Source organism: Collinsella sp. AF02-46-1 (assembly GCF_003465825.1).
Classification (GTDB): domain Bacteria; phylum Actinomycetota; class Coriobacteriia; order Coriobacteriales; family Coriobacteriaceae; genus Collinsella.
This window is the reverse complement of record NZ_QSBV01000018.1, coordinates 1-20,938: the sequence shown is the minus strand read 5'-3', so window position 1 is coordinate 20,938 and position 20,938 is coordinate 1. Positions and strand designations below refer to the sequence as shown.

The following is a 20,938-nucleotide window of genomic DNA, read 5'->3' as shown; positions in this document are numbered from 1 at the left end:
TTTTTTGTACGCGGCGGGGTATCATGGATGGGAAAAGCCGATAGCGGCAGCGACAGGAAAGGTGGCCACGTATGGCAGACGTCGACAACAGGAACCGTAACCGCAGGTCCAACCGAGCGGGTCAGCCCAATCCCAAGCGCGAGGCCCGTGCCAAGGCCGCCGAGCGTCACGTGGCAACTGTGTCCGAAGCGTGCGCCAAGGATATCGAGCGTTCGCTCGCCGGTGTTCGCGAGTTTGACGGTATGCCTGCCGGCTTTGTCGCGGCGATGAAGACCAAGGTTCAGAGTGCTGTGGCCGCCGAAGAGCAGGTCGCCGAGGACGTCGAGAACGCGGAGACTACCGAGGTCGAGGCGGCGCCCGAGACCGAGGCGGCGCCCGAGCCCGTCGAGGAGCCTGCCGAGGAAATCGCCGAAGCTGAGTCCGCGCCTGCTGAGGAGCCCGCTCCGGTCCTGCCCGAGGTCACTGTGCTTGATGCCTCCGCCACGCAGGCAATCCTCGATAACGGTCGCGGCTATGCGCAGTTCTGCGACATGGCCGTGCTCGCCTTTGCCTCGTTTACCAATCCGGGCGGTGGATATATTCAGGGTTATCTGGGCCAGGAGGCCACGCTGTGCGCCGATTCGTATCTGTACAACGTTCTCGATAGGCAGCGTAAGTGGTACGGCGAGAACCGTCGCCGCAACATCAACTGCGAGCTCTATCGTAACCGCGCCCTGGTGGTGCCTGCGGTGCGCTTCGACCGCAACCACGTGCATGCATACGCCGACGTGATCGTGGCCGCCGCGCCTAACGTTAGGCGCGCCCGCCAGGAGTATCGCGTGAGCGACGATGCTCTGCTGGATGCCCTGCGCGACCGCATTCGCTTTGTGCTCGCCATCTGCGATGAGCTTGGTCGCGAGAAGCTCGTGCTGGGTGCTTGGGGCTGCGACAACAACGGCTTTGATGCCGAGGCCGTGGCCGAGCTCTTCCGCAAGGAGCTCGCGTCGGGCGACTTCAAGGTCAAGCAGGTCTTCTTTGCCGTGCCCTCTACGCGCTGGGACGAGGACTTCGCCAAGTTCGAGCACGTGCTGGCAAACTTCCCCGAGCGCAACGAGGAGTCCTATGCTCAGGTTGCCGCCCGCACCGCAGCCGCCCGTGCCGCCGAGCAGGCTCAGGCCGCTGCCGAGGATGACGAGGATGACGACGACTGGCGCAAGTACCTGTAAACGGTGCGCGTGATGCGATATACCGAGCCGGCGGGGGCTGCTCCCGTCGGCTTTTTATTGAGTGGGGAGCTTACGATGAAAAACGTTCTATGCTTTGGTGACAGCAACACCTATGGTTACGATCCGGCGGGCATGCGCGACGGTACCGCGGTGCGCTATGCGCAGGATGTGCGCTGGTGTGGCGTGGTCCAACGTGACTTAGGCGAGGGCTGGCATGTAATTGAAGAAGGCCTCAACGGCCGCACGACGGTACGCGACGACATGTGCCATCTGGACACTAACCTCAACGGTATTCGCGCGCTTCCGATGCTGCTCGAGGCCCATAAGCCGCTGGACGCCATTGTGATCATGCTGGGCACCAACGACTGTAAGACGGTCTTTAACGTGACAGCTTCCGATATCGCCCGTGGCGCCATGGCGCTGATTCGCGCCGTCCGCGCGTTTCCGTGGACCGACGCTGCGCCTTGCCCGCGCATCCTGCTGATGGCTCCTATCAAGATCAAGCCGCAGATCGCCGATGTGTATATGACCGACTTTGACGAGCATTCCGTTGAGGCATCTGAGCATTTTGGCGAGTACTATGCGCACGTGGCCGAGCAGTTTGGCTGCGACTTTTTGAATGCCGCCGAGTTTGCCGAGCCGGGCGATATCGACTATCTGCATATGATGCCCGAAAGCCACGAGAGCCTGGGTCACGCCGTGGCAGCCAAGCTCAAAGAGATGCTCGGTGAGTAGCACGGCCCCAAACCACCACAGAGTTCCCCTTGCGGGGGCTTGTTTCGTTTGTTTGTCTTGATCTGTAACAGTTCCAAGGCCGAAAACGGGCTAGATGTTACAGATTAAGATTATTTAGGTCGATATCGATTGTTTGTCTTGATCTGTAACATCTAGGGTCGATTTTGCCGAGTTACTGTTACAGATCGAGATGTTTGTGGGAGCCACCGCAAAGGTGTCCTTTGTGGTGGTTTTGCTGCAGGGCTAGTACTGCCACATGTGGTTGACGGGGCCGGAGCCTTTGCCCATGTCCAGGCCGGCGGCCAGAGCGCCTGTCAGGTATGCCTTGCCGGCATTGACGGCATCGGCAAGATCCATGCCCTGGGCCAGCGCGCAGGCGATGGCGGACGAAAGCGTGCAGCCGGTGCCGTGTGTGTTGTCGGTCTCGATGCGCTTGTGGCGGAACCACGTGGTGAGCGGATCGCCCAGATGGTTGCCCTCGTCATCGAGTGGCGCGGGTTCGGCCAATACATCGTTGGCCTCGTTGACAAGATGCCCACCCTTAACGAGGGATGCGCAACCAAAGCGGCGGGTGAGGAGCATGGCAGCATTTTGCTGTGTGCGCTCGGAGTCGACCTCGTAGTCAAGCAGGGCCATGACCTCGGGAATGTTGGGCGTGATAACGGTCGCCAGCGGGAACAGGCGGCGGGTGAGCGCCTCGGCGGCATCTTCGGCAATCAGCCGTGCGCCCGAGGTGGCTACCATGACGGGGTCGACGACCACGTTTGTCGCGTTCCAGGCGCTCAGGCGGTCGGCGATAACCTCGATAATCTCGGCAGAGGAAACCATGCCGATCTTGACGGCGCTGGGGCGGATATCGTCAAATACGGCGTCGATCTGCGCAGCGACGATATCAGGGGAGATATTCTGCACGGCGGTGACACCGAGCGTGTTTTGTGCGGTGATGGCGGTGATGGCCGTCTCGGCATACAGGCGGTGCGCCGTGATGGTCTTGATGTCGGCCTGAATGCCGGCGCCACCGCTGGAATCGGATCCTGCGATGGATAGAACGGCAGGTACCTTACTGCGATCCATGTTTGCTCCCTTGTTCGGTCGGAATCAAATGGGTCTTTAAGCCAGCATTATAAAGATGCCCGGGCCGACTCTATGTCGAACCCGGGCGGGCGATGCAATCTTTACGCAAATGTAAGCAAATGTTCACACGTCAACAATTGACGAACACCATGTTAGCGATTGTGGCTCCGGTGACGAGTTAGTCCTCCATGCCGAGATCGATCGTCGTACCCTCGAACACCTTGTTAACGGTACGGACGGCGCACATCTTGCCACACATGGTGCAAGTGCCCTCGGTGGCGGCGGGAGACTCCTCGTAGCGCTTCTTGCCCGTAACTGGGTCGAGCGCGCACTTCCACATGGCGTCCCAGTCGAGCTTGCGGCGTGCCTGGCCCATCTTGTCGTCCATGTCGCGGGCGTGCGGCACCTTCTTGGCGATATCGGCGGCGTGTGCGGCGATCTTGGTAGCCATGAGGCCATCGAGCACGTCCTGGGCGTTGGGCAGACACAAGTGCTCGGCCGGCGTCACGTAGCACAGGAAGTCGGCGCCGGAGCTGGCGGAGATGGCGCCGCCGATGGCGGCGGTGATGTGGTCGTATCCCACACCGATATCGGTCACCAGCGGCCCGAGCACATAGAACGGGGCGTTGTGGCACAGGCGCTTCTGCAGTTTCATATTGGCGGCGATTTCGTCGAGCGCCATGTGGCCCGGACCCTCGACCATGACCTGGACGCCGGCGGCCCATGCGCGCTTGCACAGCTTGCCCAGCTCGATCATCTCGGCGGTCTCGGTGGCATCGTTGGAGTCGTAGAGGCAGCCCGGGCGGCAGGAGTCGCCGAGCGAAATCGTCACGTCGTACTCGTGGCAAATCTCGAGCAGCTCGTCAAAGTACTCGTAGAAGGGGTTTTCGTTGCCGGTGACCTCCATCCAGCCAAACAGCAGCGAACCGCCGCGGCTGACGATGTTCATCAGGCGGCCGGTCTCCTTAAAGGTCTTGGTGACCGACTTGTTGATGCCGCAGTGGATGGTCATAAAGTCCACGCCGTCCTCGGCATGCGCGCGCACGACCTCGAACAGGTCGTCCTTGGTCAGCTTGACCAGCGGCTTTTCCATGTAGCCGATGGCGTCGTACATGGGGACGGTGCCCACCATGAGCGGCGTTTCGTCGATGAGCTGCTGGCGGAACTGGCGCGTCTTGCCCGAGTTGGAGAGGTCCATGATGGCGTCGGCGCCAAAGTCCTCGGCGATCTTGACCTTCTTCCACTCCTCGGCGGCATCGGCCTTGTCGCCCGAGATACCCAGGTTGACGTTGACCTTAGTGGACAGGCCCTCGCCGACACCAAAGGCGCGCATGCCCTTTTTGATGTGCACGATGTTGGCGGGAATGGCGATGCGGCCGTCGGCCACGCGCTTGCGGATGTACTCGGGGTCGCGATGCTCGCGCTCGGCGACCTCCTTCATCTGCGGTGTGATCTGCCCGGCGCGGGCGAAGTCGATTTGCGTGACGAGCTTGGGCTCGGTCTGTGTGCTCATTGGCACGGCTCCCTTCGTTGGCATTACCCATATCAGGTTTGCGGGTCAGGGCGGGCGCGCCCAGTCTCAGCCTGCCGTCTTGTCCTGCAAGCTCCCCGTTTATGTAATGGGCTCAAGTATAGCTCGAATGGGTACGATTGGCCTAACGAGCGTGCCTGTGGGGAGGCGTACATGGAAGACAAGCATCTATATCGAGAGACACAATGGGATGTATCGGCCGAGGAAAGCCGTGCGCACCATGGCCTTGTCGCGATTGGTTTTGCGGTGCTTGCCGTGTTGGTGATTGCCTTTTGTATTTGGACGTTCGGCGGTCGCGGCGGCGCTGCATGGGAGTTCGAGGCTGATGATAGCCTACCGATTATGACGGTGAGGAGTACTGGCGGTAATGCCAATACGCTCGCCGTTCCGGGCGATTATTGGTACCCGCGCGATGAGTTTGTGCAGTTGCAGCTGAGTGGTGGGTCTATTCCAGGTGAAGAAATCGAACGCGTGACGTTTGACGCGGCGCTCAAAACGCTCACGGTGAAGCTCAAAGATCAAGGAGATGTGCCCACGACTATGGATATCGCCCTGACGGAATGGCGTCTGGAGCCTCCGACGGGTGTTGCGGTGTCCGAGGTTGAGCACGTCAAGATTGTCTATCAGGACGGTTCGACAAACGGGATTGCAAAGGCCGATGGCTTGGCGGAGTAACGGAGTGTTTGGAAACGGCGGGCCTATTGTGCCTGCGCGTTCATGAAAACCAGGGTGTTTTTGTCTGAAAGCTCGGGGATGTGACGATAGCCGATGTTGAATGCGGTGAGCCCGCTTACATCCTCGAGCTTGTTTTCTGCCATCCAGCGCACCATGGAGCCGCGCGCCTTTTTGCTGGCGGTCGATCGCTGAACGGGCTTATCGTTGCGGACGTCTTCGCCAAAAAGGCAGGTGATAACCGTTGTATCCTGTGCAGCATGGGGCAGGACGGCTTTGGCGTATTCCACGCTGGCAAGGTTGACGATCGTAGCGTTGGAGCCCGCCGGAGCGATGGCCCGTGCGAGCTTGTCGCCCCAAAACGCATAGAGGTCTCGGGCATCGTCGACGGCAAGCTTCGCGCCCATCTCCAGCCGATATGGTTCAACGGCATGAAAGGGGCGTACGCATCCGTAAAGGCCCGAGAGGATCCACAGATGGTCTTGCAGCCATGCGAGCTGCGCGGAATCCATCACCTCGGGCGCCATGCTCTGGTATTGAATGCCGTGGTAGGACATGACGGCAGGGGAGAGGTGACGGGCGAGTGCGGGATTGCCGAGATCGCCGTTTTTCAGGATGGGCCCAAACTCATGCAGGGTGTTGAGGCAAGGCCCCAGCAGTTTGTCGCTCACGTTCCATAGCGCCTGCAGGCCGCCGCTGCCTTCATTTCGTTCGATATCTAGCAGTGCGCGGTGGAGGCGAGCCGTCTCGTGCGCAAAAGGTGGAATGCCCAGGACTTCAAAAGCATCTTGGGCCGCGCGCATCTGCTTGGCGGGCGAAATGATGACCTGCGGCATGGACTCTCCTTTGCAAAAAAGAAAGTTGCGGTGAAATACGGCCCGTTTTGGCCGTTTATGGGCCAGGTTAGTCTGTATTTCACCGCAACTGATGAAGGGTTGGTTACGCGCGCTCGATGAAGGCCTTGTAGCCGCGATAGGCCTCGTAGATATCGGCCTTGTTGGCGACCTCCCACAGGGCGTGCATGGACAGGACGGCAACGCCAGAGTCGATGACGTTCATGCCGTACTTAGCCATGATGTATGCGATGGTGCCGCCGCCGCCCGCGTTGACGCGACCGAGCTCGCAGGTCTGGAAGTCCACGCCGGCCTCGTCCATGATGTCGCGGATGAGGGCCACATACTCGGCGTCGGCGTCGTTAGAGCCGCCCTTGCCGCGGCTGCCCGTGTACTTGTTAAAGCACAGGCCGCGACCCATAAAGGCTGCGTTCTTGGTTTCGAACTTGCCGGCGTAGCCCGGGTCGAAGCCGGCGGACACGTCGGAGGAGAGCATGCGGCTGCGGGCGAGCGCGCGGCGCAGGGCCAGCGGGCTATCCTCGCCGGCGAGCGTCATGATCTCGGCGACGGTGTTCTCGAAGAAGCGGCTCGTCATGCCGGTGGCACCCACGGAACCGATCTCCTCCTTGTCGACGATGAGTGTGATGCTCGTGCGCTCCACGTTGGCGACGTTGATCTGGGCGAGCATGGACGGATAGGCGCAGACACGGTCGTCGTGGCCATAGCCCAGAATCATGGAGCGGTCGAGGCCCATGTCACGGGCGGGGCCGGAGGGCACGACCTCGATCTCGGCGGAGAGGAAGTCCTCCTCCTCGACGTCGTACTGCTCCTTGAGGATATCCAGGAACATCTGCTTGACGGGCTCCTTGGGAGCGTCCTTGTCGTCCTCGTCAAACTTGACGGGGCGGCCGCCCACGATCACGTCGAGGATCTCGGCGTCGACGGCGTCCTTGGCGGGCTTGGCCATCTGCTCACTCGAGAGGTGGATCAGCAGGTCGGAGATGGTAAAGACCGGGTCGTCGGCCTTGTCGCCGATGTTGATGTCGACGGTGGTGCCGTCCTTTTTGCAGATGACGCCCACGAGTGCGAGCGGGGAAGCGACCCAGTGGTAGCTCTTGACGCCGCCATAGTAGTGCGTGTCGAGATAAGCCATGTCGCCGGCCTCGAAGGCGGGGTTCTGCTTGAGGTCCAGGCGCGGCGAGTCCACGTGGGCGCCCAGGATGTTAAAGCCCTGCTCGAGCGGGGCGGTGCCCAGGTTGACGAGCATGAGGTCCTTGCCGTGGTTGGCGGCGTACACCTTGTCGCCGGCCTTGAGCGCGCGGCCCTCGGCGATCACGGTCTCCAGATTGACGTAGCCCGCCTCCTCGGCCATCTTGATACCGGCCTTGACGCACAGGCGCTCGGTCTTGTTCTCACTCAAAAACTGCTTATAGCCGCGGCAAAGCTCCTCGAGCTCCTCGATCTGCTGTGGCGTGTACTTTTTCCATGCGCTGGGACGCTCCATGACGCAGGCTCCTTTCGGATCGATCGTGCTGGTTGATGTACCGTGAGCCATCGTATCACGCGCGGGCCCGCGGCGGCAGGGAAGCCTGATGTGCGGTGGCCGCGGGGCGGGGAGCGTGTAAACTGGTGTGAGCAAACCGTGCCCAGCCCAAAGCGAGGTATTCAATATGTCTGAAAAGCGCCGTACCTTTGCCGTCATCGACGGCAACTCGCTCATGCATCGCGCCTTCCACGCCGTGCCGCCGACCATGAACGCGCCGGACGGTCGCCCCACCAACGCGATCTTTGGTTTTCTGAACATGTTCCTCAAGATGATCGATGCCTTTAATCCCGACGGCGTTGTCGTGGCGTTTGACAAGGGCAAGCCGCGCGTGCGTATGGAGATGCTGCCGCAGTACAAGGCGCAGCGCCCGCCCATGGATCCCGACCTGCACGCGCAGTTCCCCATGATCAAGGAGCTGCTCGCCGCGCTCAACGTGCCGATTCTGCAGTCCGAGGGCTGGGAAGGCGACGATATCCTGGGAACCATGGCGCGCTTGGGTGAGGAGGCCGGCTGCGACATGCTGCTGGTGACCGGTGATCGCGATATGTATCAGCTCGTGACCGAGCACGTTAACGTGGTCTCGACCCGCAAGGGCCTGTCCGACGTGGCGATCATGACGCCCGAGAGCGTGGACGATCTGTATCACGGCATCACGCCGGCGCTCGTGCCCGACTTTTATGGTCTGAAGGGCGACACGTCCGACAACATCCCCGGCGTGCCGGGCATCGGCCCCAAAAAGGCGAGCGCGCTCATTGCGCAGTACGGTAGCCTGGATGAGGTCATCGCACACGCCGACGAGGTCAAGGGCAAGATGGGAGAAAACCTGCGCGCACACATCGACGACGCGCTGCTGAGCCGTAAGGTGGCGACCATCCGCACCGATGCACCCGTTGAGCTCGATTTTGAGGCGACGTCCTTCCCGGCGTTTTCCGCCGATGAGGTTTCCGCGGCGCTGGGCACGCTTGGTATCACCGCCATGCAGAACCGTTTCTTGGCGCTGATCGGCGGCGAGGGCGGGGCAGCTGCCAGCACGTTTGAGATTCCCGCCGTTTTGCGCGCAGCCGCCGGCGATGCTGGCGCGCTTGGTGCCGTTGCGGCTGAGGTCTCCCGCGTGATTGATGCCGGCGAGTGGGTCGCCGCCGTGGTGGACGATGACAAGGAAGAGGGCGCGCTCTTTGGGCTGACGCGCACGTTGTGGTTGGCGACGTCCAAGGGCCTGTTTGCGCTCGAGGAGGGCGACAGCGGTGCGGCGGCTGAGGTTGAGGGCTTCAACTTCGCCCACGGCGTGATTGCCGGCGTGCTCGCGCGTCTGTTTATGGAAGGCCGTGCGGCGAGCCCGGATATGAAGGCGCTTCTGCATGAGCTTTCGCCCATCGATTCTTCTGAGCTCGAGCTCATGGATCCGCTGGCAGTCGATTCCACGCGCATCTTCGATACCGTTGTTGCCGCCTACCTGTTGGATTCCGACCGCTCCGAGTTTGACGAGGTGTATCTGGCCGATACGTATCTGCAGATGGCGCTGCCTGCGGCGCGCGGCGCAGAGGGTGCTGGCGAGGACGCTCCTGCGCCCGCCGCTCGCACGGCGGCCTTGACGCTGGCGCTGGTTGCACCGCTGCGTGACCGCATGGCCCGCGAGAACGCCGCCAACGTGTTCGATGGGATCGAGATGCCGCTCGTGCCGGTGCTTGCCAAGATGGAGCGCGCGGGCATGCTCGTGGACCCCGACCGCCTGCACAGTCTGTCCGAGGGCCTGGCGACCCAGATTGCCGAGGTCGAGCGCAGCATTCGCGACCTGGCCGGCGACGAGACCTTTAACATCGGCAGCCCCATGCAACTCTCGCACGTGCTGTTTGATGTTATGGGACTTCCGACCAAGGGCCTCAAAAAGACCAAGCGCGGCTACTATTCGACCAACGCCAAGGTGCTGAGCGACCTTGCCCGCGACCACGAGATCGTGCGCCTGATTTTGGACTGGCGTGAGAAGTCCAAGATTAAGTCGACCTATCTGGACACGCTGGGCCCGCTGCGCCGTGGTGACGGGCGTGTGCACACCACGTACAACCAGACCATCACCGCGACGGGGCGTTTGTCTTCGAGCGACCCCAATCTGCAAAACATTCCGACGCGCTCGGAGCTGGGGCGTACCGTCAAGACGGCGTTCTCGGCGGGCGAGGGCAGCGTCTTTTTGGCGGTGGACTACTCGCAGATCGAGCTGCGCCTGCTCGCGCATCTTTCGGGTGACGAGCACCTGGTGCGCGCCTTCAACGAGGGCGAGGACTTCCATGCCGAGACGGCCGCGCGCGTATTTGGCGTGCCGGTGTCCGAGGTGACACCCGACCTGCGTAGCCGCGCCAAGGCCGTGAACTTTGGCATCGTGTACGGCCAGCAGGCCTATGGACTGTCGCAGTCGCTGCACATCTCGATGGCCGAGGCGCGCGACATGATTGATCGCTACTACGAGGCCTACCCGGGCGTGCGCACGTTCCTCGACAATGTGGTGGCGCGAGCCAAGCAGACGGGCTATGCCGAGACCATGTATGGCCGCAGACGCCATATTCCCGAGCTCAAGGCCAAAAACCCACAGCTCCGCGGCTTTGGTGAGCGCACGGCCATGAACCACCCCATGCAGGGCACCGCCGCCGACATCATCAAGATCGCCATGGCCCGCGTAAGCCGCCGCCTGGAAGAAGAGGGTTTTGCCGCCCACATGATCTTGCAGGTACACGACGAACTGGATTTTGAGTGCCCCGTCAACGAAGTCGAGCGCCTAACCACCATGGTCCGCGACGTCATGGAACACGTAGTAGACCTCCGCGTACCGTTGATCGCCGAAGCCAGCACCGGCATAACCTGGGCCGACGCGAAATAGGGAAGCACTCCGTAAGGCAAGCTCGCCCAAGACGCAAGCCCCCACATACTTAAGATTTGGGACAAACACTACTGATTAATTTGTCCCACAGTAACCAAAACAGAGGGGAGCCCCTTCCAACAAGGGGCTCCCCTCTGCTCAAATCATTTCAGCTAAGTATCTAGACACTCAAGACGCCATCTTGGCGGCAGGAAAGTAAACCTAGGACCTGGCCGGGCGGCGCGGATTAGTTTTTCGTAGATTCCGCACGAGCCGGAAAGCACTTAATGTGCTTTCCGAGCGAGCCCAGGACCTGACCGAACGAAAAACTAATCCGCGCCGCCCGGCCAGGTCCGACGTGCCACGTTACCGAGCCGCCAAGATAGCGTCGATGAGCGTCAGTACGCCCCCGTCGTTGTTGCTCGGAATACGCCACTTGGCATGCGCGTTCATGTGCTCCTCGGCATTGTCCACGATAAAGCTGTGTCCGACGCGCTCCAGCATGGGGATGTCGTTGTACGTATCGCCCACGGCGGCGGCATCGGCGATATCAATGCCCAACTGCTCGCACAGATGCGCGACGCCGGCGCCCTTGTCGACACCCAGGTTCATAAAGTCGATCCACTCGCGGCCGGCATTGGTGACATAGAGCTGATCCGAGAACGCGGGGTTATAGGTCGCGCGGAACGCGGGCTCGGCATCGTAGGCAGGGAAAAAGATCGAGATCTTATTGGACTCGATATCAATGCCCTCAAAGGTGTCGACGTAGTTGATCGTGTTGTAGTAGACGCTGATCTCGTCGTGGTATTGATGGTCGCGGGCGAGCACATAGAACTCGTCGTAGCAGCACAGGACGGGAACGGCGCGCGGGTCCTCCGAGGCACGAGCGAGCACCTGCTGATACAGCGCCACATCGATGTTGCTCTTATAGATATAGCTGCCGCGATAGATGACGCAGGCTCCGTTGTCGGGACAAAAAGCAAGGCGGTTCTTGATGCCCTCGAACATCTCCTCGAGCTTGGGAGCGGGACGTCCGCTGGCGGGGCAGAATACGATGCCGGCGTCGGCGAGCTTGTCCAGACGCTCATCAAGACCCTGCGGCAACACGCGCTCGTCGGTGAGCAGCGTCTTGTCCATGTCGACGGCGATGAGTTTAATGTTGCCGATGTTGGCGTCTGATTCATAAGTCTGCATAAATGCGCCTTTCCGTTTCCAGATTGTTTCGGGCGTAATGACCCTCTGCTATGTAATCGAGCGTATTTTCGCAGGAATGGTGCGTACTTGCACTGCAATTCACAAACTAATGAAAAAACTTTTCAGAAATTTGAATTTGTCGCTTGTACAGCAGGCACTTTAGCGTAATATAGCGACCATCGAAAACGGAGACGGCAAAAGCACCGCTTACCGAGGAAAAGGTACCGTTTGCGATATTAGAATTGCGCCCGGCGATAGGTGAAAGGAGAGGCAGATGCAGTTCGTAAAGATCATCACTACTGCAGACAATGCCATCCGACGCCAGCGCGCAATTTCCCGACGACGATAACAATCGTCTCTGTCCGTATGGGGCGAATTGCCTCAACAGAGTCATTTTGAGGTCGTTGGGTTTTAGCACGACATTGCTGCATGTTTCTAGGGCATGTTGTGCTGCTTTTTGCTATTTAACCTGATATTGCACGGTTTTTGACCTCGAAATGACTTGCAACTGACCGATGTTCTAACTAGCTACCAAGGGCGAAAGGAAACAGCCATGAGCAAGGAAAAAGTCGTTCTCGCATATTCCGGTGGTCTTGATACATCCGTATGTGTCAAGTGGCTCCAGGACGAGAAGAATCTCGATGTTGTTTGTGTCTGCGGCAACGTGGGCCAGGAGGAGACCGGTCTGGACGCCAAGAAGCAGAAGGCCCTCGACCTGGGCGTTCTGGATTGCCAGGTGCTCGATCTGCGCGACGAGTTCTCCGATGAGTTCCTGACTAAGGCTATCGCCGCAAACTCTATGTACGAGAACAAGTATCCGCTGCTCTCCGCCCTGTCCCGCCCGTTGCTCGCCAAGAAGCTTGTCGAGGTCGCTCACGAGTTTGGCGCGACCTACGTCGCTCACGGCTGCACCGGCAAGGGTAACGACCAGGTTCGTTTTGAGGCTGCCGTCAAGGCCCTCGACCCCGAGCTCAAGGTTATCGCCCCGGTTCGCGAGTGGGACCTGAAGTGCCGTCCCGACGAGGTCGCCTACGCACATGCCCACAACGTGCCGGTTCCCGAGGGTGCCAACGACAACCCCTACTCCATCGACGACAACCTGTGGGGTCGCGCCATTGAGTGCGGTCACCTGGAGGATCCCTGGAACGAGCCGCTCGATGACGCCTGGGTTATGACCAAGAACCCCGAGGACGCGCCCGACACCCCGACGTATACCGAGATTGAGTTTGAGGCCGGCAAGCCCGTCGCCGTCGACGGCAAGAAGATGAAGCTCTCCGAGATCGTCATCGCCCTCAACAAGATCTCTGGTGACAACGGCTTTGGCCGTCTCGACCTGGTCGAGGATCGTCTGGTGGGCCTCAAGAGCCGTGAGTGCTATGAGGTTCCCGGCGCCCTGACGCTCATCACCGCCCACAAGGCACTTGAGGACATTTGCGTCGAGGGCGACCTGCTCAAGACCAAGATCAAGCTCGAGCAGGATTGGGCCACCGCCGTGTACAACGGCCAGTGGTACAGCCCGCTCAAGAACGCGCTCGATGCCTTTATGGCCGATACCCAGAAGTTCGTGACCGGTACCGTCCGTCTGAAGTTCTTTAAGGGCAACTGCCATGTCGTCGGTCGCAAGAGCCCGTTTAGCCTGTATGACTACGGTCTGGCTACCTACGACCGCGACACTACGTTTGACGAGAAGGCCAGCGCCGGCTTTATCGAGATCGATACGCTGTCGCTCAAGACGTGGGCAAAGGTCCAGGGTCCCAGCTCCGCTGCCGCCCAGGCCTAACGCCTCCTTTCCTTGGTATCCGCGCGGCCCATCCGCGTGATACAAAACGGGCGCACGGGATCTCTACCTTTCGTTATGCTTGCTGACACTTCTTAACATCGGTGGCCCCTACGTTCCGCCCGCATATATGACGCCGCGCCTGCGGCTGAGTCCGAGCCCCGCCGGGGTTGTCCGGCGGGGCTCCTTCTATCAATTTGGCGGCTCTGTGCCTATATATATGAGGAGTATCCATTATGTTCAACGCTATCGCGCATGCCTTACTTGCCCTCGCGCCCGAGTTCGATGCTGCAAAGGTCGAGGACGTTCCTGTGAGCCTGAAGGCCTGGATCGATGGTTCGCAAGGCAACATCCGGAGGGAGACGTTGGGCGCCAAGTGCCTGGTGCGTCACTTCTTTGCAAATTAGCAACATGGTCCCGCGCACGGTGGGGATTGTGTAAAACTAGCGGTTGAAAAATCGCTTTAGCGACATGGCGCATTGCTTTGGGCGCTTGTTTTGGTATTTGGAGAAAGGGGACGGTTCCATGGCTCTTTGGGGCGGTCGTTTTGAGGCGGGAGTGGCCGAGGTCACGCAGGAGTTTGGCGCGTCGCTGCCGGTCGACAAACATCTCTATAAGCAGGATATCGCCGGTTCTAAGGCGCATGCCAAGATGCTGGCGGCCCAGGGCATCATCAGTGCCGAGGATGAGCAGGCGATTGCCGAGGGCCTGACCGGAATCGAACAGGATATCGATGCCGGCAACTTCACCTTCGATATCAACGACGAGGACATCCATATGTCCATCGAGAGCGAGCTGACGCGTCGCATCGGCGAGGCCGGCAAGCGCTTGCATACCGGACGTTCGCGCAACGACCAGGTGGCGACCGATTCGCGCCTGGGCGTCAAGGCGTTGGCCAAGGAGCTCATGGAGGCCAACCTGCAGTTGCGCCACGTGCTGGTGGATGCGGCCAAGAAGTACGACAAGGTGATTCTGCCGGGTTACACGCACATGCAGCATGCTCAGCCCGTGCTGCTGTCACATCATCTGCTGGCGTATTCCTGGATGTTCGCGCGCGACTTTACACGTCTGAAGGCCGCCTTTGATGCCGCCGACAACTGCCCGCTGGGTGCTGCCGCGCTTGCCGGTACGAGCTATCCGCTCGATCGCCAGATGACGGCTGCCGAACTTGGCTTTGCGGGCGTGATTCCCAACTCGCTCGATGCGGTTTCCGACCGTGATTTCCTGCTCGATCTGCATTACGCCGGATCCGTCATGGCGATGCACCTGTCGCGTCTTTCCGAGGAGATCGTGCTGTGGTCGAGCTCCGAATTTGGCTTTATCACGCTTTCAGACTCCTACTCCACCGGCTCGTCTATCATGCCGCAGAAGAAGAATCCCGACTTTGCCGAGCTTATCCGCGGTAAGAGCGGTCGCGTGTACGGCAACCTGGTGCAGCTGCTGGTAACCATGAAGGGCCTGCCGCTCGCTTATAACAAGGACTTGCAGGAGGACAAGGAGGGCGCGCTCGATACCGCTCACACGCTCATGCAGTGCCTGTCCGTTATGGCCGGAATGATTTCGACCTGGACCGTCAACGAGGATGCCATGGCGCGCGAGTGCGGCGTGGGGCATCTTGCCGCCACCGATGTTGCCGATTACCTGGCTAAGCGTGGTCTGCCGTTCCGTGAGGCACATGCCGTGGTGGGCCATCTGGTCCTGATGTGTGAGAAGCACGGCTGCAATCTTGAGGACCTGCCGTTTGAGGTGTTCCAGGAGGCAAGCCCGCTCTTTGAGCGCGACATTACCGAGGCGCTCGACATCCCGTCGATTGTCGCCGCACGCACGACCGAGGGCGGTACCGCCCCTGCCGCCGTTGCCGTGCAGCTGCAGCGTGCCGAGGCGCAGCTCGTGGCCGACGAAGGCGTGTTTGGATCGCTAACCAAGGTTGTCGAGATGGGTCACGGGGCAAAGTAAAGGTTTGGCTGAAGACGTATTGTCCATTTATTGATAAATCGTTTTAGCTTTACGGGCGTCTGCTGATGCGGGCGCCCCTATTTTGCTGCTATGGGGGAGGGGCTTGTCGAGAACTTCTGTAGGACCTTTGGGCAGGTTGTGAAGGGGGTACGTTCGCGGGTGGCAACCGACCGCCCGCTCTGTTCCATGTGGTTGATGAGCGGTCGGATGGTACTCTAATCGGGCTTCGAAACAGAAGTGACACATATGGAGCGCTTTAATAAATTGCAGCGTTTCAATAAACAGCTTTTTGTTTAACTGCAGCTAAAACTCTGTTACGATGCAGTCCAGGCGGGTGCCGGAATGGGACTTGGGCACGCGCGAACCTACTTGAAAGGCTACCTTATGGCTATCGAGAAGACCTTCATCATGATTAAGCCCGACGCCGTGCGCGATCGCAAGATCGGCGAGATCGTTGCTCGTATTGAGCGTAGCGGCCTTGTCATCGAGCGCATGGAGATGACCACGCTCGAGCGCGCTACCGTCGAGGAGCACTACGCCCATCTGGCCGACAAGCCCTTCTTTGGCGGTCTCTGCGACTTTATGACGAGCGGTCCGGTCGTCAAGATGGTCGTTTCCGGTCTCTCCGCTGTCTCCAAGATGCGCACCCTTATGGGCACTACCAACCCGCTTGATGCTGCTCCTGGCACCATCCGCGGCGACTTCGCCGTCGATGTCAACGCCAACGTGATTCACGGCTCCGACTGCCTGGAGAACGCCGAGATCGAGATCAAGCGCTTCTTTGGCTAAACCAGCTTTGACTCCTTAAAGCTGTTAGCGTGTGGCTTGGGCGCCGCGGAACTCCATCCGCGGCGCCCTTTTATATTCCAGTAGATTTTTGGGACATGCCTAGAAATCCACTAAAGAGCCCCCGCCTGGAATGTGCGTGCATTCCAGGCGGGGGCTGTCGCTAGCGTATGGCGTTGTAAGTCTTTAGGCCTCGTCGACGACCTTGAGACCGCGGGTCTGGTCGATCTCGTTGAGGAGGTTAACGCGACGCTCGTGACGGCCGCCCTCAAACTCGGCGTCGAGCCACTCGTCGACGATCATCTTGGCGAGCTCGGAGCCAACGACGCGGGCGCCAAAGGCGAGCACGTTGGTGTTGTTGTGCATGCGCGAGAGCTTGGCGCTGAAGGGCTCGGAGCACACGACGGCGCGTACGCCCTCGACCTTGTTGGCAGCCAGGCTGATCCCGACGCCGGTGCCGCAGATCAGGATACCCAGGTCAACGTCGCCGTTGGCAACGGCCTTGCCCACTTTGTAACCGGCGATGGGGTAGTCGAAGCTCTCGGAGGTGTCGGTGCCAAAGTTCACGACCTCGCAGCCGCGTTCCTTCAGGTGCTCGGAAATGATGTTCTTGAGCTCGACGGCGGCGTGGTCGTTACCGATACCGATCTTCATGGATGGTTCCTCTCTGGTCTGTGCGGCGCAAATGCTAAAGGTGTTTACCGCGTTCGACTGCATGATAGCGCGACTTTTGCGTAAACGCTCGGGCGTTTTTTGGTCAAACGCTTTAGCAGGCAACAAGACCGGCCTCTCATGAATAATGCCGCCAATTTGTGCTTGAGCGCCGTCCGCCGGAACCGTGGTTGCGGTTTTTGATGCATTGTTATCAAATAAAGGAGCCAACTTTTTTGAGAGTCCAGCCCGTTATGCAAGCAGGAGATACCTATGCCTACCGATTCCATCCGTGATGCCGCGTTTTGCGATGTTTTGAACCGCGAGCTTGTCTGTGCACTCGGCTGCACCGAGCCCATTGCCGTTGCCTATGCAGCGGCGCTGGCGAGCCAGACGCTCGGTTGCGAACCCGATCATATGGACGTTGCCTGCTCGGGCAACATCATCAAGAACGTTAAGAGCGTGACCGTGCCCAACTCGGGCGGTATGCACGGTATTGAAGCGGCAGCCGTGCTGGGTGCCGTGGGCGGTGACGCCAAGAGCGCGCTCGAGGTGCTCGAGAGCGTTAACGACGAAGATCGTGCTCGCGTGGCCGAGCTCCTCGCCGATGCCGGTTACTGCGGTGTATCGCTTGTCGAGGGTGTGCCCAACCTCTACATCAAGGTGACTGCCACGGCCGGGGGCCATACCGCGGTCGTCGAGATTACCGACCACCACACCAATGTCACGTGCCATACGCTCGACGGTATTCCGGTGTGCGGCAAGTCGGCGGGGGAGTGTGCCGCCTGCGCCGAGCGCGTGGTGGCCGAGCGGGCAGCAGATAACGCCGATACGCCCATGTCCATTGATTCCATCATCGACTTTATCGAGGACGGTGACATTGAGGGCGCCCGCGCTGCCGTTGAGCGTCAGATTGAGCTGAATGGCGCAATCAGTGCCGAGGGCCTTGCGCACGCTTGGGGCGCCGAGGTGGGTCGTACGCTGCTGGGTGCTCGTGCCGATGACGTCGCCTGCCGTGCCCGTGCCCGTGCGGCCGCCGGGTCCGACGCCCGCATGAACGGCTGCGCGCTGCCGGTCGCCATTGTGTGCGGCTCGGGCAATCAGGGCATTACCTGCGCACTGCCCGTCATGGAGTATGCCGAGTACCTGCGCTGCGACCACGAGCGCCTGGTGCGCGCCGTGATGCTGTCCGATCTTATCGCCGTGCATATCAAGAGCTATATTGGTGCGCTCTCGGCGTTTTGCGGTGCTATTTGCGCTGCGTGCGGTGCCGGTGCTGCGATTACCTGGCTGTGCGGTGGCACGCGCGAGCAGATTGGCGCGACGGTTTCGAACACGCTCGGTAACGTTGGCGGCATCGTGTGCGATGGCGCCAAGGCGAGCTGTGCCGCCAAGATTTCGGCTGCCGTCGATGCGGCGATCCTGGGCCATGATATGGCCATGCAGGGTCGCGGCTTCCGCGCCGGCGAGGGCCTGATCCAAGATACCGTTGAGCAGACAATCGCCAGTATGGGCTACGTAGGCCGCGTGGGCATGAAGGACACCGACGTCGAGATCCTCAACATCATGATCGGCAAGACTCGAGTCTGTTAGGACAATTCTTCCGCTACTTGGTGTTCGTAGAAGGCTTCTACTACGGCGTTAAAGTCGCGGGCGAAGCCTTCCATGGTTCCGCGCCAGGTGACTCGGTTGGGCTTGCCCTGGCCTACATAGGCAGTCTGAATGCCGCAGGCGGGGCTAGGGAAGTCGCGTTTGGGATCGTTGCCCACCATAAGGACCTCGTGCGGTTCGAGCCCCATCACCTGAAGCTGCTCTAGATAGTAGGTGGCATCAGGCTTGCAGCGGGTGGCGTTTCCCATGTGCGTGACGAGCTCAAAGGGGGCGTCGGCCAGGTCGCCCCAACCCATGCGGCACTCGATGGCCCCCTGCGGAAAGCTGGGGTTGGTAAAGAGCGCGCAGCGCAGCCCTGCGTCCTGTACGGCCTGGAGCGCGGCGTGTGCGCCCGGCATGGCATGGGCGTTGATGAGTTCGTCATTCTTGTACGGAAGAACTTCGCGGTCGTAGTAGGTAAACGCCTCGTAGATAAGTGGGTCCGAGAGGCAAATCCCGCATCGGCGCTCGACCTCTTCTTGGTAAAACTCAAGATTGGTGCGGTTGTCCGTGCCGCTGCGGCGATTGGCGTTGAGGTCGACCAGGATGGTGCCGAGACGTGCCATCGTGCCACCGCGGCTGCGGCGCCCGATATCCGCGAGCATCGAAGAGACATCCTTAAAATAGCGAAGGATGAACGCGTTGAGGTTGATGCTAAGAAGCGTTTCGTCCATATCGAAAACGACTGCTTTGAGCACGCGGGCACCTTTCTCGAAAAATCGATCTAGAATCGTTGGCTCCGGATACTTTACCCCAAAGCCGAATGCCTGGCTGGTTATCGTCAAGTTGCGGAGACGTGTGTTCATAAGATTACGAAAAAGTCTCCACACGAGTAAAAAATCGCAGTTCACGCTTGAAATCGAACTCATTTCCCCGTAACCTATACGAACGTGATTGCATAAGCGTCACATTAGTATCTGTCGGCTCCCGAGTGTTCCTAAACGTTGTGTGCTTGTCGCACCCTTCTGTAGGTCCTAGCAATCGGGGCCCCGTAGTTCGAAAGGGGTCCACCTTTGAGTGAGATTCAGAACTCGTCCATTTTCTCTCTTGACGATGTCAACGAGGAGGAGATGAACAACCTCATCGACGGTACGATTACCGACTTTGATGAGGGCGATCTCGTTAACGGCACTGTCGTTAAGATCGAGCATGACGAGGTGCTCGTTGACATCGGATTCAAGTCCGAGGGCGTTATCCCGGTCCGCGAGCTGTCCATCCGCAAGGACGCTAACCCTGCAGACATCGTTGCACTCGGTGATCCCATCGAGGCTCTGGTTCTCCAGAAGGAGGACAAGGACGGTCGTCTGGTCCTGTCCAAGAAGCGTGCCGAGTACGAGCGTGCTTGGAACCGCATCGAGGAGAAGTTCAACTCCGGCGAGAACGTCGAGGGCGAGGTTATCGAGGTTGTCAAGGGCGGCCTGATCCTCGACATCGGCCTGCGTGGCTTCCTGCCCGCTTCCCTCGTCGACCTCCGTCGCGTCAAGGACCTCACCTCCTACATGGGCACCCGCATCGAGGCCCGCGTCATCGAGATGGACCGCAACCGCAACAACGTTGTCCTCTCCCGTCGCGTCGTGCTCGAGGAGTCCCGTAAGGCCGAGCGCTCCGAGATCCTGTCCAAGCTCAAGTCTGGCATGCGTCTCCAGGGCACCGTTTCCTCCATCGTCGACTTCGGCGCCTTCGTCGACCTCGGCGGCATCGACGGCCTCATCCACATCTCCGAGCTCTCCTGGAACCACGTCAACCATCCTTCCGAGGTTGTCAAGGTCGGCCAGGAGGTCGAGGTCGAGGTTCTCGACGTCGATCTCAACCGCGAGCGTATCTCCCTGGGTCTCAAGCAGACCACCGAGGATCCGTGGCGCGCACTGGTCAAGAAGTACCCCGTCGGCGCTATCGTCGAGGGCACGGTGACCAAGCTTGTCCCGTTCGGCGCTTTCGTCGACCTGGGCGAGGGCATCGAGGGTCTGGTGCACATCTCCGAGATGGCCAACAAGCACGTCGATCAGCCTTCTCAGGTCACCCACGTGGGCGACAAGGTTCAGGTCAAGGTCATGGAGATCGACCTCGACCGTCGTCGTATCTCCCTGTCCATGAAGTCTGCTGCTGAGACTCTGGGCGTCGAGATCGAGGTTACCCCGCTGCCTTCCGAGAAGAAGGACGAGGAGACCGACGCCGAGTAAATCGGTTTGACGATCACTTGTTTTAAGGGATCCGTCCGTAATGGACGGGTCCCTTTTTGCATTTGGCACCGAGATGCGCAATGCTGCCGGGCTGTCCACAGGCTATTGGATTGTCGGTGCATGAAAAAAGCCGACATCCCGCCTCGGGGAGGAGGCGGGAACACACCGAGTAGACGGAGGGGTGCGGAGCGCGGTCGCGTCTCGACTGACGACGTTGCCCATCGACAGGACCATTGTAGCGCATGGCGGTTCTTGGTTTATGGTTGATTTCCGATCTCAGCCGAACACATTGAGCAAATA

General features: G+C 60.0%; 17 protein-coding genes and 1 riboswitch. Of the genes, 10 read left to right on the top strand and 7 right to left on the bottom strand.

Annotated features, from left to right (window positions below; translation table 11 throughout):
• The first annotated feature begins 71 nt into the window (after window positions 1–71).
• Complete coding sequence (locus tag DWV20_RS08010; protein WP_118256756.1) at window positions 72–1,205, top strand: TIGR02452 family protein; 1,134 nt, start codon at window positions 72–74, stop codon at window positions 1,203–1,205.
• Window positions 1,206–1,280: 75 nt separating this feature from the next.
• A complete protein-coding gene (locus tag DWV20_RS08005; RefSeq protein WP_158548957.1) occupies window positions 1,281–1,940 on the top strand; it encodes an SGNH/GDSL hydrolase family protein in 660 nt (219 codons plus the stop codon).
• Between the two features lie 243 nt (window positions 1,941–2,183).
• Here the strand turns inward: DWV20_RS08005 and thiD are convergent, their stop codons facing one another.
• Entirely contained in the window at window positions 2,184–3,014 is an 831-nt protein-coding gene (gene thiD, locus DWV20_RS08000; protein ID WP_118256754.1) for a bifunctional hydroxymethylpyrimidine kinase/phosphomethylpyrimidine kinase, read from the bottom strand.
• A 178-nt stretch (window positions 3,015–3,192) separates the two neighbouring features.
• A complete protein-coding gene (gene thiC, locus DWV20_RS07995) occupies window positions 3,193–4,527 on the bottom strand; it encodes a phosphomethylpyrimidine synthase ThiC (RefSeq protein WP_118256753.1) in 1,335 nt (444 codons plus the stop codon).
• A riboswitch (TPP riboswitch) is annotated at window positions 4,520–4,635 on the bottom strand. (Overlaps the previous gene by 8 nt.)
• Window positions 4,636–4,698: 63 nt before the next feature.
• Here thiC and DWV20_RS07990 point away from each other — a divergent pair.
• Window positions 4,699–5,220: a hypothetical protein gene (locus DWV20_RS07990; protein WP_118256752.1), complete on the top strand. Its 522-nt coding sequence runs from the start codon at window positions 4,699–4,701 to the stop codon at window positions 5,218–5,220.
• Window positions 5,221–5,243: 23 nt separating this feature from the next.
• Here DWV20_RS07990 and DWV20_RS07985 read toward each other — a convergent pair whose 3' ends face one another.
• Window positions 5,244–6,053, bottom strand: a complete 810-nt coding sequence (locus DWV20_RS07985) for a YaaA family protein (protein WP_118256751.1) — start codon at window positions 6,051–6,053, stop codon at window positions 5,244–5,246.
• Window positions 6,054–6,156: 103 nt separating this feature from the next.
• Complete coding sequence (locus DWV20_RS07980; protein WP_117637537.1) at window positions 6,157–7,554, bottom strand: aminopeptidase; 1,398 nt, start codon at window positions 7,552–7,554, stop codon at window positions 6,157–6,159.
• 166 nt (window positions 7,555–7,720) lie between these two features.
• On the opposite strand from DWV20_RS07980, the gene polA reads away from it, so the two are divergent.
• Entirely contained in the window at window positions 7,721–10,465 is a 2,745-nt protein-coding gene (gene polA, locus DWV20_RS07975; protein WP_118256750.1) for a DNA polymerase I, read from the top strand.
• 345 nt (window positions 10,466–10,810) lie between these two features.
• On the opposite strand, the gene DWV20_RS07970 is transcribed toward polA, so the two are convergent.
• Window positions 10,811–11,638, bottom strand: coding sequence for a Cof-type HAD-IIB family hydrolase (locus tag DWV20_RS07970; RefSeq protein ID WP_118256749.1), 828 nt, complete (start codon window positions 11,636–11,638; stop codon window positions 10,811–10,813).
• A gap of 553 nt (window positions 11,639–12,191) precedes the next feature.
• Between DWV20_RS07970 and DWV20_RS07965 the strand changes: the two genes are divergently transcribed.
• The 4 genes from DWV20_RS07965 (at window position 12,192) to ndk (ending at window position 16,160) form a co-directional block, all read left to right on the top strand.
• Window positions 12,192–13,418, top strand: coding sequence for an argininosuccinate synthase (locus tag DWV20_RS07965; RefSeq protein WP_055251721.1), 1,227 nt, complete (start codon window positions 12,192–12,194; stop codon window positions 13,416–13,418).
• Between the two features lie 233 nt (window positions 13,419–13,651).
• The gene (locus DWV20_RS09910) at window positions 13,652–13,822 is read left to right on the top strand and encodes a hypothetical protein (RefSeq protein ID WP_158548956.1); all 171 of its coding nucleotides are present in this window, start codon (window positions 13,652–13,654) and stop codon (window positions 13,820–13,822) included.
• A 118-nt stretch (window positions 13,823–13,940) separates the two neighbouring features.
• A complete protein-coding gene (gene argH, locus DWV20_RS07960) occupies window positions 13,941–15,371 on the top strand; it encodes an argininosuccinate lyase (protein ID WP_118256748.1) in 1,431 nt (476 codons plus the stop codon).
• Window positions 15,372–15,755: 384 nt separating this feature from the next.
• Window positions 15,756–16,160, top strand: a complete 405-nt coding sequence (gene ndk / locus DWV20_RS07955) for a nucleoside-diphosphate kinase (RefSeq protein WP_118256747.1) — start codon at window positions 15,756–15,758, stop codon at window positions 16,158–16,160.
• A 183-nt stretch (window positions 16,161–16,343) separates the two neighbouring features.
• On the opposite strand, the gene rpiB is transcribed toward ndk, so the two are convergent.
• A complete protein-coding gene (gene rpiB, locus DWV20_RS07950) occupies window positions 16,344–16,811 on the bottom strand; it encodes a ribose 5-phosphate isomerase B (protein ID WP_055251633.1) in 468 nt (155 codons plus the stop codon).
• 270 nt (window positions 16,812–17,081) lie between these two features.
• On the opposite strand from rpiB, the gene DWV20_RS07945 reads away from it, so the two are divergent.
• Window positions 17,082–18,401 (top strand): serine dehydratase subunit alpha family protein, encoded by a 1,320-nt coding sequence (locus DWV20_RS07945; protein ID WP_118256746.1) that lies wholly within the window; start codon window positions 17,082–17,084, stop codon window positions 18,399–18,401.
• Here the strand turns inward: DWV20_RS07945 and DWV20_RS07940 are convergent.
• Entirely contained in the window at window positions 18,398–19,156 is a 759-nt protein-coding gene (locus tag DWV20_RS07940; RefSeq protein ID WP_117806436.1) for an HAD family hydrolase, read from the bottom strand. The genes DWV20_RS07945 and DWV20_RS07940 overlap by 4 nt on opposite strands.
• Window positions 19,157–19,471: 315 nt before the next feature.
• Between DWV20_RS07940 and rpsA the strand changes: the two genes are divergently transcribed.
• Window positions 19,472–20,638 (top strand): 30S ribosomal protein S1, encoded by a 1,167-nt coding sequence (gene rpsA, locus DWV20_RS07935; RefSeq protein ID WP_022095232.1) that lies wholly within the window; start codon window positions 19,472–19,474, stop codon window positions 20,636–20,638.
• Window positions 20,639–20,938 lie beyond the last annotated feature (300 nt).